General features: G+C 69.3%; 12 protein-coding genes. 10 read left to right on the forward strand and 2 right to left on the reverse strand.

The features are described 5' to 3' along the window. The first annotated feature begins 2 nt into the window (after positions 1-2). The 9 genes from purN (at position 3) to IFU30_RS06760 (ending at position 10,615) form a co-directional block, all read left to right on the forward strand. Complete coding sequence (purN, locus tag IFU30_RS06725; protein ID WP_085510275.1) at positions 3-629, forward strand: phosphoribosylglycinamide formyltransferase; 627 nt, start codon at positions 3-5, stop codon at positions 627-629. Next, on the forward strand, positions 626-2,233 hold the full coding sequence (purH, locus tag IFU30_RS06730; RefSeq protein WP_159877997.1) for a bifunctional phosphoribosylaminoimidazolecarboxamide formyltransferase/IMP cyclohydrolase: 1,608 nt from the start codon (positions 626-628) through the stop codon (positions 2,231-2,233). The genes purN and purH overlap by 4 nt, the downstream gene beginning before the upstream one ends. Positions 2,234-2,342: 109 nt before the next feature. Then, the gene (gene ddaH / locus IFU30_RS06735; RefSeq protein WP_159877999.1) at positions 2,343-3,554 is read left to right on the forward strand and encodes a dimethylargininase; all 1,212 of its coding nucleotides are present in this window, start codon (positions 2,343-2,345) and stop codon (positions 3,552-3,554) included. Between the two features lie 88 nt (positions 3,555-3,642). Then, positions 3,643-3,957: a hypothetical protein gene (locus IFU30_RS06740; protein WP_124770137.1), complete on the forward strand. Its 315-nt coding sequence runs from the start codon at positions 3,643-3,645 to the stop codon at positions 3,955-3,957. 180 nt (positions 3,958-4,137) lie between these two features. After that, positions 4,138-4,263, forward strand: coding sequence for a hypothetical protein (locus tag IFU30_RS20640; RefSeq protein ID WP_255376697.1), 126 nt, complete (start codon positions 4,138-4,140; stop codon positions 4,261-4,263). A gap of 159 nt (positions 4,264-4,422) precedes the next feature. Further along, positions 4,423-6,255 (forward strand): ABC transporter ATP-binding protein, encoded by a 1,833-nt coding sequence (locus IFU30_RS06745; RefSeq protein ID WP_192004691.1) that lies wholly within the window; start codon positions 4,423-4,425, stop codon positions 6,253-6,255. After that, the gene (locus tag IFU30_RS06750; RefSeq protein ID WP_192004692.1) at positions 6,252-8,072 is read left to right on the forward strand and encodes an ABC transporter ATP-binding protein; all 1,821 of its coding nucleotides are present in this window, start codon (positions 6,252-6,254) and stop codon (positions 8,070-8,072) included. The genes IFU30_RS06745 and IFU30_RS06750 overlap by 4 nt, the downstream gene beginning before the upstream one ends. Before the next feature lie 94 nt (positions 8,073-8,166). Further along, positions 8,167-8,844 carry a LuxR C-terminal-related transcriptional regulator gene (locus IFU30_RS06755; protein ID WP_123539688.1) on the forward strand — a complete coding sequence of 226 codons (678 nt, stop codon included), beginning with the start codon at positions 8,167-8,169 and terminating at the stop codon, positions 8,842-8,844. Further along, entirely contained in the window at positions 8,837-10,615 is a 1,779-nt protein-coding gene (locus IFU30_RS06760; protein ID WP_192004693.1) for a sensor histidine kinase, read from the forward strand. The genes IFU30_RS06755 and IFU30_RS06760 overlap by 8 nt, the downstream gene beginning before the upstream one ends. A gap of 16 nt (positions 10,616-10,631) precedes the next feature. On the opposite strand, the gene IFU30_RS06765 is transcribed toward IFU30_RS06760, so the two are convergent. Both IFU30_RS06765 and IFU30_RS06770 read right to left on the reverse strand, forming a co-directional pair. Further along, the gene (locus IFU30_RS06765) at positions 10,632-10,952 is read right to left on the reverse strand and encodes an MGMT family protein (protein WP_064296644.1); all 321 of its coding nucleotides are present in this window, start codon (positions 10,950-10,952) and stop codon (positions 10,632-10,634) included. A gap of 4 nt (positions 10,953-10,956) precedes the next feature. Beyond that, a complete protein-coding gene (locus tag IFU30_RS06770; protein WP_192004694.1) occupies positions 10,957-11,409 on the reverse strand; it encodes a GNAT family N-acetyltransferase in 453 nt (150 codons plus the stop codon). 279 nt (positions 11,410-11,688) lie between these two features. On the opposite strand from IFU30_RS06770, the gene IFU30_RS06775 reads away from it, so the two are divergent. Next, entirely contained in the window at positions 11,689-12,903 is a 1,215-nt protein-coding gene (locus IFU30_RS06775; protein ID WP_079705296.1) for an NADP-dependent isocitrate dehydrogenase, read from the forward strand. The last annotated feature ends 83 nt before the right edge of the window (positions 12,904-12,986 follow it).

Raw genomic sequence — 12,986 nt, forward strand, 5'->3', positions numbered from 1 at the left:
TGGTGCTGTCACTCGTCGTGCTGATCTCCGGTGGCGGATCCAATCTCCGCGCCCTCCTCGAAGCCTCACGCGACGCGGATTTCCCCGCTCGCGTCATCGCCGTCGGTGCCGATCGGGAGGCTGACGGCCTCGCCCACGCTGAGGAGTTCGGCATCCCGTCGTTCACCGTCCCCTACTCGTCCTTCGACTCGCGGGCGGAATGGGGCGCGGCCCTCCTCGAACAGATCCGGGTCTGGAACCCGGACGTCCTCGTCCTCAGCGGCCTCATGCGCCTCCTGCCGCCCGTCGTCGTCGACGCCCTCTCGCCGCGCATCATCAACACGCACCCCGCGTACCTCCCCGAGTTCCCGGGTGCGCACGGCGTCCGGGACGCCCTGGCGGCAGGCGCCTCGCAGACCGGGGCATCGATCATCGTCGTCGACAACGGCGTCGACGCGGGACCGATCATCTCGCAGGAGCGCGTCCCCGTCCTGCCCGAAGACACGGAGCACAGCCTCCACGAGCGGATCAAGCCGGTGGAGCGTCGACTCCTCGTCCAGGCCGTCCGCGACCTCGCCACCGGAACCATCGACCTCGAGGCGCTCTCCACGGCGTCCCGCCCGCCAGCAGAAGGAGCACCCCAGTCATGAGCGGTCCCAGCCACGACCACAGCCTCTACCGCGAACGCGACCTCGTCCCCGTTCGCCGGGCGCTGATCTCGGTCAGCGACAAGACCGGGCTGCTCGAGCTCGCCGGCGCACTCGCCGCAGCGGGCGTCGAGATCGTCTCCACCGGGTCCACCGCGGCGACCATCCGCGGTGCGGGCCACACGGTGACCGATGTGTCCGAGGTCACCGGATTCCCCGAGTCGCTCGACGGTCGGGTCAAGACCCTGCACCCCTCGGTGCACGCCGGACTCCTCGCCGACCTGCGGCTCGAATCCCACGAGGCCCAGCTCGCCGAGCTCGGCATCGAGCCGTTCCAGCTCGTCGTCGTGAACCTGTACCCCTTCGTCGAGACGGTCGCGAGCGGCGCAGCCGGTGACGACGTCGTCGAGCAGATCGACATCGGTGGACCGGCGATGGTGCGCGCCTCGGCGAAGAACCACGCCAACGTCGCGATCGTGGTCTCTCCCGAGCGCTACGGGCTGATCACCGAGGCCGTCGCCGCCGGCGGCACCACGCTCGCTCAGCGTCGCTCGCTCGCCGCGCAGGCCTTCGACCACACCGCCTCCTACGACGCGGCTGTGTCCGCGTGGTTCGCGAGCACGGAGACGACCGCAGCCGAGGCCTTCCCCAGCACGCTGACCGTCACCGGTCGTCGCGAGGCGGTGCTGCGCTACGGCGAGAACTCGCACCAGGCCGCGGCGCTGTACGTCCGTCCGGGCGGTGCCGGGATCGCCCAGGCGACGCAGTTGCACGGCAAGGAGATGTCGTACAACAACTACGTCGACGCCGACGCGGCAGTCCGCGCGGCCTACGACTTCGCCAACCCCGCCGTCGCGATCATCAAGCACGCGAACCCGTGCGGTATCGCCTTCGCGAACCCGAAGGCACCCGACCCGATCGCCTCGGCCCACCGTCGGGCGCACGAGTGCGACCCGGTCTCCGCCTTCGGCGGCGTCATCGCGGCCAACCGCGTCGTGACCCTCGGCATGGCCGAGACGGTCAAGGAGATCTTCACCGAGGTGCTCGTCGCCCCGGGCTTCGAGGACGCCGCGCTCGAGGTGCTCAAGACGAAGAAGAACCTGCGGCTCCTGCAGCTGCCGGAGGACTTCGTGCGCGAGGACCGCGAGGTCCGGCAGATCTCCGGTGGCCTGCTCTACCAGGACGCGGACCGCTTCGCCGACGACCCCCAGGACACCGCCAAGGGCTGGACGCTCGTCACTGGCGAACCTGCCGACGACGACACCCTGCTCGACCTCATCTTCGCGTGGAAGGCGTGCCGCTCGGTGAAGTCCAACGGCATCCTGCTCGCCAAGGGGAGCGCGAGCGTGGGCGTCGGCATGGGTCAGGTCAACCGCGTCGACTCCTGCCACCTCGCCGTGAGCCGAGCCGGTGACCGTGCCGCGGGTTCCGTCGCGGCCTCGGACGCCTTCTTTCCGTTCGCCGACGGCCTGCAGGTCCTGCTCGACGCCGGCGTGCGCGCGGTCGTGCAGCCCGGTGGTTCCGTCCGCGACGAAGAGGTCATCGCTGCGGCCGAAGCCGCCGGCGTGACCATGTACTTCACGGGGGAGCGTCACTTCTTCCACTAGGCCGTGCCGCCCGCCCCTGTGGGGGTTCTGGGCAGGCTCGTGGTGATCTCCCAGCGGCGTCGGACCCTCGTGGCCCGACGCCGCTGTGTCGTTGAGCTACGGTTGTCGAATGACTGCCACCTGGAGCCGCAAGCTCATCGCATCCGCCGCCGCCGCCGTCGCGACCATCGTCGTGGGCTTCCTGGGGGTCATGTTCGTCACGTTCGTCGGCTACCAGTTCGCCGGGACGATCTTCGCCCAGGCGAGTCCGTACTTCTTCGAGAGCACGATCATCACCTTCGTGCTGCTGCTGATCGTGGGCGTCGTCGGCCTCTACCGGTACCGACTCCTCGCCCTGCTGGGCGGCGCCGCCCTCGCCGTCATCGGAGCGCTCCTCGGGCTCATCGTCCAGGTGGCGACGACGGGGCAGCCCATCGACAGCACCGTGCTCGGCAGCATCGTCGCGACGCTCATCAGCCTCAACCTCGTCTTCGTGGTCGTCGTCGCGCTCTCCGCGGCCTTCATCGGATACCCCGTGTACTGGATGGTCGTCCGCACGCAGGACGCCGTGCTCGACGACGGACGCCGCATCGCACTCGTGCGGATGCCCGCCTCCAACCTTGCTGAAGGCCTCGTGACGCACCTGGAGCGCACGCCGATCGACACCGAACTCGCCGACAAGCAGTGGGACGCGTACGTCGCAGCGTTCGACGCCGCCGGCTGGGACACCACCGAGGTCTCCTGGGCCGACCAGCTCGCCGACTCCGTCTTCATCGAGGACGCCGTCATCGTGATCGGCGACGTCGCCGTGGTGACCCGACCGGGCGCCGAGAGCCGTCGCCCCGAGGTCGTCGCAGCCGAGACCACCGCCCGTGAGCTCGGCCTCCGGATCCACCGCATCGAGGGCGAAGGCACCCTCGAGGGCGGCGACGTCCTCCGGGTCGGCACGACCGTCTACGTCGGTCGCAGCGGCCGCACCAACGCCGAAGGCGTCCGGCAGCTCCGAGCCATCCTCGCGCCGCTCGGGTTCGACGTCGTGGCGGTCCCCGTCACGACCGCCCTCCACCTGAAGTCGACCGTCACCGCGCTCCCCGACGGGACCGTGCTCGTCCACCCCGACCTCGTCGAGGACCCGTCCTTCTTCGGTCGCCACCTCGTCGTGCCCGAGCGCGAGGGCGTCGCGGTGGTCGAACTCGCGGAGGACACCGTACTCATCTCCGCAGCCGCTCCCAAGACGGCCGCGCTGCTCGAGGACCGCGGCTACACCGTGGTCCAGGTGGACATCAGCGAGTTCGAGAAGCTCGAGGGCTGCGTGACCTGCCTGTCCGTGCGGGTCAGCTGAGTCGATCGTGGAGCAGCAGGCTGGAGCGCGCGGGGGTCGGGATCTGAGCCGGAGGACCGTCGCGCAGCGACTGGACATCCCGCTCGAGATGGCCAGGCACCACGGGATCCCGCCGTTCTGGTCGGCGGACCAGTTGGCGGCGTTCCTGGCCGACCCGCCGGCCTGGTACGTGCAGTCACGCGCGAACCGGACCGGGAAACGGCCGGTCTGGGTGGAGTTGCGGTGCACGATCTGCGGCACCAGTGAGACGCTCCGCCCGAAGAAGTGGTGGCCGGAGTTCTCGATGGTGAGCTGCTCCTGGCACGGCGCCGACGAGCTGCCTCCGGTGCCTGAGGGCGCCCGTCGGCGCGAGGTCGACGGCATCGGAGCCTTCGTCGGCATCGTCGACGAACCGACCTCCTGACGACGAGCGCACCCGGTCCGGTGCGTGCAACCGCATGGATCCCTTGCAGCCTGACGGCCGATTCCCATAGTCTGGTCTGCTGCGCCGAACCTCGTTCACCGTGATCGGTCGCCGTCCGCGTTCGAGTGCGACCTGTGCACCCGGCCCGCGGCTCTCGCCCCACAGGATGAGGAGGATGCCATGACGCTCTCGAACCACACCGCGCTCGCGCCGACGGTCGATCGTGCCCGCTCCGCCTCGAGCCGCCGCCCGGTGGCCGTCCCGGCGCCAGCCGGACGCGCCGCCGCAGCGGACGCCGACGCTTAGCACGAGCGCCAGGCAGTCCACCTCACCATCCGTCCGGCCTCGTCCGGGCCCGTCACCGGATGCTGCGACCTCGCACAGCGACCTCGCCGTCCGGCCGTTCCACGACCATCATTCCGTCGGTGATCGACGTCACCGACACTCTCGCAAGGAATCCCCGCAATGACTCCGCTCGGCGATGAACGCCGTCCTGTCCAACCGCGTCAGAGCACCTTCCGTGCCCTGATGCGGATCTACCCGTTCGCGAAGACGGCCATGCCGCGGATCGTGCTCGGCATGGTCGCCGCGCTCGTCGCCGGCCTGGTGGCGCTCGCGATCCCGCTCGTGCTGCAGGCCCTCGTCGACGGCCCGCTCTCGACCGGCGACTCCTCGCAGATCTGGCCGGCGGTGCTCGTGGTCCTCGCGCTCGGTGTCCTCGAGGCGGTCATGATCGCGCTGCGCCGCTGGTTCGTCCTGACTCCTGGGACGCACGTCGAGGCGCGGATGCGCAATGCGCTGTTCGCCAAGCTGCAGGACCTCCCCGTGACCTTCCACGACCGCTGGCAGAGCGGGCAGCTGCTCTCGCGCGCCGTCAGCGACCTCGGACTCATCCGCCGGTGGATCTCGTTCGGCTTCGTGCTCCTGATCGTCAACGGTGTCACGATCGTCATCGGTGCGGTCATCCTGTTCACCTGGAACTGGCTGCTCGGACTCATCTTCATCGCGCTCGCCATCCCCGTGTGGGTGTTCGGGTTCACCTTCGAGGGGCGGTACTCGGTGATCGCCCGGCGTAGCCAGGACCAGGCCGGTGACCTGGCGACCGCCGTCGAGGAGTCCGTCCACGGCATCCGGGTGCTCAAGGCGTTCGGTCGAGGCAAGCACGCCCTGCGGAGCTTCGCGTCGCGCGCCGAGGACCTGCGGGGCACCGAGATCGAGAAGGCGAAGGCCATCGCGGGGATCTGGTTCTGGCTGGTCCTGTTGCCCGACGTCGCCTTCGCGCTCTGCCTGTTGGCGGGGGTCTGGCTCGCGTCGATCGGCGAACTCACCGTCGGTCAGCTGTTCGCCTTCTTCGCGACGGCCACGATCCTGCGGTTCCCGATCGAGTCGATCGGCTTCCTGCTCGCGATGACCTTCGACACCCGTACGGCGACCGACCGGTATTTCGAGGTCATCGACTCGGTCAACACGATCACCGACCCCGAACACCCCGAGCGCATCCGTGAACCGCGTGGTGAGCTCGTGTTCGAGGACGTGCACTTCCGCTACCAGGACGCACCCGACCGCTACGCGGACGTGGTGAACGGCGTCGACCTCCGGCTCGAGCCGGGGGAGACCATGGCACTCGTCGGTCTGACGGGCTCCGGGAAGTCGACCATCACGGCACTGACCACCCGCCTGTACGACGTCACGGGCGGGCGGATCCTGCTCGACGGGGTCGACATCCGCGCGCTCACCCGGGAGGACCTGCGCCGGCACATCGCGATGGCGTTCGAGGATGCGACCCTCTTCTCCGCGAGCGTCAAGGAGAACGTCCTCCTCGGGCGGGACGACATCGACCTCGACTCCGCGGAGGCCGATCGGATCCTGCACGAGGCGCTCGACATCGCCCAGGCCGGGTTCGTCGACGAACTGCCGAACGGTGTGGAGACGTTGGTCGGTGAAGAGGGGCTCAGCCTGTCCGGTGGGCAGCGTCAGCGGCTCGCACTCGCGCGTGCGGTGGCCGCGCGGCCGGAGGTGCTCGTGCTGGACGATCCGTTGTCGGCGCTCGACGTCGACACCGAGGCGCTCGTCGAGGCGGCACTCCGCCGAGTGCTCGCCTCCACCACGGCCCTGATCGTCGCCCACCGGCCGAGCACCGTCACCCTGGCGGACCGCGTCGCCCTCCTGGAGGACGGTCGCATCACCGCCGTGGGTCGCCACAGTGAACTGTTGCAGCACAACGCCCATTACCGCTACGTGATCTCGAGTCTGGAAGACGACGAACGAGAGTCCTACCGCCAGGAGGTGAACCTGTGACCCCGCCGACGACCGTCCACGGAGTGGAGGGTGAGGAGCGCGACGACCTCACCCGTGACGAGTCCGCGCACATCCGGCGCCGTTCGCTGCGCCTGCTCGGATCGCTGCTCGCGCCCCTGCGCCTGCGCGTGATCGCCGCCATGACCATCGTCGTGGTGTCGACCGCCGCCCAGGTCGCCGGGCCCGCGCTGATCGCCATCGGCATCGACCGGGCCCTCCCGGCCGTCCTGGAACGCGCCGACTGGATGCCGGCCTTCCTCGTGGTCGGCGCGTACCTGCTGACCGGCGCCGCCGGTGCGACGCTGATCTCCTGGTACACCGTGCTCGCCGCTCGGATCAGCCAGGCGATCCTGATCGACCTGCGGAAGCGCGTGTTCCTGCAGACACAGCGGCTCAGCCTCGACTTCCATGAGAGCTACACCTCGGGTCGCATCATCTCCCGGCAGACGAGCGACCTCGACTCCATCCGCGAGCTGCTCGACTCCGGCATCAACCAGCTCGTGTCCGGCGTGCTGTACATGGGGTTCACGGCCGTGGCCCTCGTCCTCGTGGACTGGGTCAGCGGGCTGGTGCTGCTCGGGTCGCTCATCCCGCTGTTCGTGCTCACGCGCTGGTTCCAGCTCCGCTCGCAGCGGATGTTCCGCGAGTCGCGGGTCCGGTCGGCGAAGCTCATCGTGTTCTTCGTGGAGGCGATGACCGGCATCCGCGCCGTGAAGGCGTTCCGGAAGGAGCGGCGGAACGAGCGCGCGTTCGGCGAGCTCGTGGAGCAGTACCGCGACACCAACGCCCGGGTCATCCAGCTGTTCGGGGTGTTCGATCCCGGACTGGTGTTCATCGGCAACGTCTCCGTCGCCGTGGTGCTCCTCGTCGGCGGGTTCCGCGTCGCGGACGGACAGCTGGCGATCGGAGCGCTGCTCGCGGCGCTCCTCTACACGCGCCGGTTCTTCGACCCGATGGAGGAGATGGCGATGTTCTACAACTCCTACCAGTCGGCCGCGGCGGCACTCGAGAAGATCTCCGGCGTGCTCGAGGAGCGTCCCGGGGTGCCCGACCCGGTCGCGCCGGTCGACCTGTGGACATCGCAGGGACGGATCACCTTCGACGACGTGACGTTCGCGTACGCCGCCGACCGGGTGGTGCTCCCGAAGTTCGACCTCGAGATCCCCGCAGGGCAGACCATCGCGCTCGTCGGCACGACCGGTGCGGGCAAATCGACGCTCGCGAAGCTCATCAGTCGGTTCTACGACCCGACCGACGGTGCGGTGCGCCTCGACGGCATCGACCTGCGCGACCTGCACCCGAAGGACCTCCGTCGGGCGATCGTCATGGTGACGCAGGAGGCGTACCTGTTCTCCGGCTCGGTCGCCGACAACATCGCCTTGGGCAAGCCCGACGCGACGATCGAGGAGATCACCGCCGCAGCGAAGGCCGTCGGCGCGCACACCTTCATCGAGGCGCTGCCGAACGGCTACGACACCGACGTGAACAAGCGCGGTGGTCGGGTCTCGGCCGGCCAGCGGCAGCTCCTGTCGTTCGCACGGGCGTTCCTCGCGGATCCGGCCGTGCTGATCCTCGATGAAGCGACCGCTTCGCTCGACATCCCGAGCGAGCGACTCGTCCAGGAGGCGCTGCAGACCCTGCTCGCGGACCGTACCGCGATCATCATCGCGCACCGGTTGTCGACCGTCGCGATCGCCGACCGCGTGCTCGTGATGGAGCACGGCCGGGTGATCGAGGACGGCGCGCCCGCGGAGCTCATCGGCGGGACGGGTCGGTTCGCCGCGATGCACGCCGCCTGGCGGTCTTCGGTCGGCTGACCCGGACCGCGCAGGCGTGTCCACGGGGTCCTCCGGTGACGGAGTGACCCCGTGGGCACTACACCTCGTCTCGTCGACCTGCCACAATGAGCGGATGACCAGTCTGGAACCGCGTTCGCTGCGTGTCGCCGTCGCGGACGACGCGGTGCTCCTCCGTGAGGGTGTCGCGCAGATCCTCAAGGCGGGTGGTCACGACGTGGTCGGCTCGTTCGGCTCGGCGGTCGACCTGGTCGATCGCATCGACGCGGGGCTGCAGCTCGACGCCGTCGTGCTCGACATCCGGATGCCGCCCACCCACACCGACGAGGGCATCGTCGCCCTCGAGCAGTTGCGGGCGTCGGGCTTCGCCGCCGGGGTGCTCCTGCTGAGCACCTACGCCGTGCCGTCCTACGCGGTCCGCGCGCTCGGCTCCGGTGGTGGCACCGGTTACCTGCTGAAGGATCGCGTCGCCGACTCCGGGACGCTCGTCGACGCCGTGGAGCGCGTGGCGGCGGGTGAGTCCGTCGTGGATCCCGAGGTCGTCTCCCTCCTCGTCGCGGAGCGGACCCGGTCGGACGGTCTCGACCACCTCACGGAGCGGGAACGTGAAGTCCTCACCCTCATGGCCGAGGGGCGGTCGAACTCCGGCATCGCGAAAGCGCTGGTCGTCAGTCTGAAGACCGTCGAAGCACACATCAGCCGCATCCTGGCCAAGCTCGGACTCGAGGACTCTCCGGCGGACCACCGCCGCGTCCTCGCGGTCGTGCGATGGCTGGAACACACGGATGGCTGACGGTCGCCCACACGGACGGGCGACATCGCTGCCGATCCCGGCACCGGCCGGCCGCGGTCGACTCCCGTGGCCGCTGCGACTCGGCATCCTGCTCGCCGCCGCGCTCGTGTGCGTCCTGTCGGTCGTGTTCGGCGTCGTCCAGCCGGGCGTCGCCGACGGCAACGGTCTGCCCTGGTTGGTGGGCCACCTCGCGGCGCTGGTGGCGGCGGGGCTGATCTGGTGGCTGGCTCCGACGGCCACTCCGGGGTGGGTGATCGTCGGGTACGCACTGGCCGAGACGGCCTACATGTGGGCGTACGGCGTCGACGCGGGCTGGCTCTGGCCGCTCCTCATGTCGATCTCCGTGCTCCCGGGGGTCGCGCTGGTGTGGCTCGCGCTGGCCTTCCCCGCCGGGCGGCTGCGGCGCGGCTTCGATCAGCGGCTCGTCATCACCGCATCGGTCTACCTCGTCACCTATGCGATCGTGACGCTCCTGGTGACGCCGAACCACGTGCTCGACGCGAGCCACGAGCGGAGTCGGTACGCCGTCCTCGCCGCCGGAGACGTGGCCGACGTGCTCGGTCGGGTCCATGCGGGTGTCATGGGGGCCTTCGCGGTCGTCGTCGCGGGTGTCGTGCTGCTGCGATGGGCGCGGAGCAGCGGAGCGGCCAGACAGGTGGCCTTCATCATGCCGGTCGCGTTCGTGTTGTGGCTCGTCATCGGGGTGGCGTGGTCCCTCGTCCGCCTCGGGGGATGGCCGGAGCACCTCCGGCTTTTCGTCGAGGACCTCAACGCGTTCTCGGTGGTGCTCGTTCCCGCGGCGTACGCGACGGGTCTCATCCGGATGCGGACGATCCGCGCCAGGGCCGTCGACCTGGTGCAGACCGGACAGCTGAGCGAGACCGGCCACGACCGCTGGGACGGTGCGGTGAAGACCGTCCTCGGCGACCGCACCGCCCGGCTCGTCTGGCCGGGATCCCAGCGGACCACCGACCGGGACCCACGCGGTCGGGCGATGTCGAGCGTCGGCGATGCGGACGCGCCGCTCGTGTACATCGAGCACGACGCGGCACTGCTCGACAACCCGCAGTTGCTCCGGTCGGTGTCGGCGTCGCTGCGCATCATGATCGACAACGAACGACTCACCGCTGAACTCCGCCACTCGTTGCGGGAGGTGAGCCGATCGCGGTTGCGCATCGTGCAGGCGGCCGACGAAGCGCGACGGCGGGCGGAGCGAGACCTGCACGACGGCTCGCAGCAGCAGCTGTTCTCCGTCGCCCTGCGACTCCGGATGGCGAGCGACGCGGCACGCGCCGACGGCCAACTCGCCCTGGCCGACGGCCTCGAGACCACCATCGATCAGCTCGCGAGCGCCATCAAGGAGCTCCGCGAGCTCGCCCGAGGACTGCATCCGGCGCTCCTGGCCGAGGGGGGACTGGTGCCGGCGATCGCCGAACTCGGGCGCCGGTGCACCGTCGTCACCAGGGTCACCGTCGAGCTGCGCGAGCGGCCCGGGCAACTCATCGAGGCGACCGTCTACTACGTCGTCTCGGAGTGCCTGGCCAACGTCACGAAGTACTCCGGGGCGTCCAGCTGCGAGGTGGTCGTCTCCGACGACCCCGACGGCGGGCTCCGGGTCGTCGTTGCGGACGACGGGGTCGGCGGTGCCGATCCTGCGCGGGGGAGTGGGTTGCGCGGCCTCGCGGACCGGGTCGACGCCGTGGGCGGGACGATGCGCGTCGAGAGCCCGGTCGGTGCCGGGACGGTCGTCTCGATCCACCTTCCCGGCTGATCGGGCGCGAATCCGGTCAGTACAGCAGCGCCTCGCGGCCCAGGCGGTATCGCCCGCCGCTCATCGGGACGATCGGTGTGCCTTCGGCCTCGTAGTGCTCGAGCGCGCGATCCTCGTGCCCCGTCGGAGGGAGACCGCCCGACCGGACGACTCGCCACCAGGGCACGGCATGCCCGTACTGCGCCATCACGCGACCGACGCCACGAGCCGACTTCGACCCGATGATCGACGCGACCTGGCCGTAGCTCAAGGCGCAACCCTCGGGGATGTCGGCGACGACGGCCAGTACGGCCTCGGCGAACGCCTCAGCCGAGTCCGTCGGTGACGACCCGCTCACGGCCTCAGAGAATGATGCTGCCGATGGTCTCGCCGTACTGGGTCTCGCCGACGGGGGTGAACCCGACGCGGAGGAAGAACGCCTCGGGACCGAGATCACCGGGCTCGTAGATGACGTTGACGTGGTCGAAGTCACGCTGCTTGGCCTCCTCGATGAGCGAGGCCACCGCGAACCGGCCGACGCCCCGGCCCTGGTCGTCGGCGTCGACGTTGATGCGCCACAGGGCGGAGCGGAACTCCTCCTGCGTCGACTCGTGGTCGAAGTTGGCGGAGATGAAGCCGACGACCTCGTCGCCGTCGAGGATGACGCGCTGCCAGGAGGTGGCGGGGTTCACGACCGCGGCGGCGACCGCGTAGGACACCGGGGCGATGAACTGCTCCTGCCCGGGTTTCATGGTGAGCGCGTTGACCGCCACGATCGTCGATGCGGACAGTTCTTCCAGACGCAGCTCAGCCATGTCCTTAGGCTAACCGGTCGAGCCGACCGCGGATAGTCCGGCCCCCGGGCGACACGCGGTGACCGCCGACTTCCACGGCCGACCCAGCTGGGGTCGGGGACGGAACCAGGCCATCCGCAACTGTCTCGATGTCAAGAGACCTGGCGGGTCTTGTAAGCTAGGGCGTGGCCGTGCCGTCCACCTTTCGGATGCGGTCTCCTCCATGCCATGCGGAGCACTCCACCGCGTGCGCACCTCCGTAGGCCGCTCGGCTCAGGGCGGCATCAGAAAGGACAACCAGTGTCGAAGATCAAGGTCGAAGGCACCGTCGTCGAACTCGACGGCGATGAGATGACTCGCATCATCTGGCAGTTCATCAAGGACTCGCTCATCCACCCCTACCTCGATGTGAACCTCGAGTACTACGACCTCGGCATCGAGAAGCGTGACGAGACGGACGACCAGATCACGATCGACGCCGCACACGCCATCCAGAAGCACGGCGTCGGCGTCAAGTGCGCGACCATCACCCCCGACGAGGCCCGTGTCGAGGAGTTCGGTCTCAAGAAGATGTGGCGGAGCCCGAACGGCACCATCCGCAACATCCTCGGCGGCGTCATCTTCCGCGAGCCCATCATCATCTCGAACATCCCGCGTCTCGTGCCCGGGTGGAACAAGCCGATCATCATCGGCCGCCACGCGTTCGGCGACCAGTACCGCGCGACCGACTTCCTGTTCAAGGGCGAGGGCAAGCTCACGGTCGAGTTCACGCCCGACGACGGCTCGGAGCCGCAGAAGTTCGAGGTCTTCCAGTCGCCCGGCGACGGCATCGCGCAGGTGCAGTACAACCTCGACGCGTCGATCCGCGACTTCGCGCGTGCGAGCCTCAACTACGGCCTGAACCGCAACTACCCGGTGTACCTCTCCACGAAGAACACCATCCTCAAGGCCTACGACGGCCGGTTCAAGGACATCTTCCAGGAGATCTTCGACGCGGAGTTCAAGGAGCAGTTCGAGGCTGCCGGCATCACCTACGAGCACCGACTCATCGATGACATGGTCGCCTCGGCCATGAAGTGGGAGGGCGGTTACGTCTGGGCCTGCAAGAACTACGACGGCGACGTGCAGTCCGACACCGTGGCGCAGGGCTTCGGCTCGCTCGGTCTCATGACGAGCGTGCTGGCCACGCCCGACGGCAAGATCGTGGAGGCGGAGGCCGCACACGGCACCGTTACGCGCCACTACCGCCAGCACCAGCAGGGCAAGCCCACGTCGACGAACCCGATCGCCTCGATCTTCGCGTGGACCCGTGGCCTGCAGCACCGAGGCGTGCTCGATGGCAACCAGGAGCTCATCGAGTTCGCGGCGACCCTCGAGGACGTCGTCATCAAGACGGTCGAGTCCGGCGCCATGACGAAGGACCTCGCGCTCCTCGTCGGCCCCGACCAGGCCTACCAGACGACCGAGGAGTTCCTCGAGACCATCTCGGCGAACCTCAAGGCACGCCTGGCCTGATGACGTCGGCCTGACCGACACCAGCACCACACGGACGGGGTCCGGGAGCACACGCTCCCGGGCCCCGTCCGCCGTTCGGGTCT

The organism is Plantibacter sp. CFBP 8798, from assembly GCF_014841195.1.
Taxonomy (GTDB): Bacteria; Actinomycetota; Actinomycetes; order Actinomycetales; family Microbacteriaceae; genus Plantibacter; species Plantibacter auratus.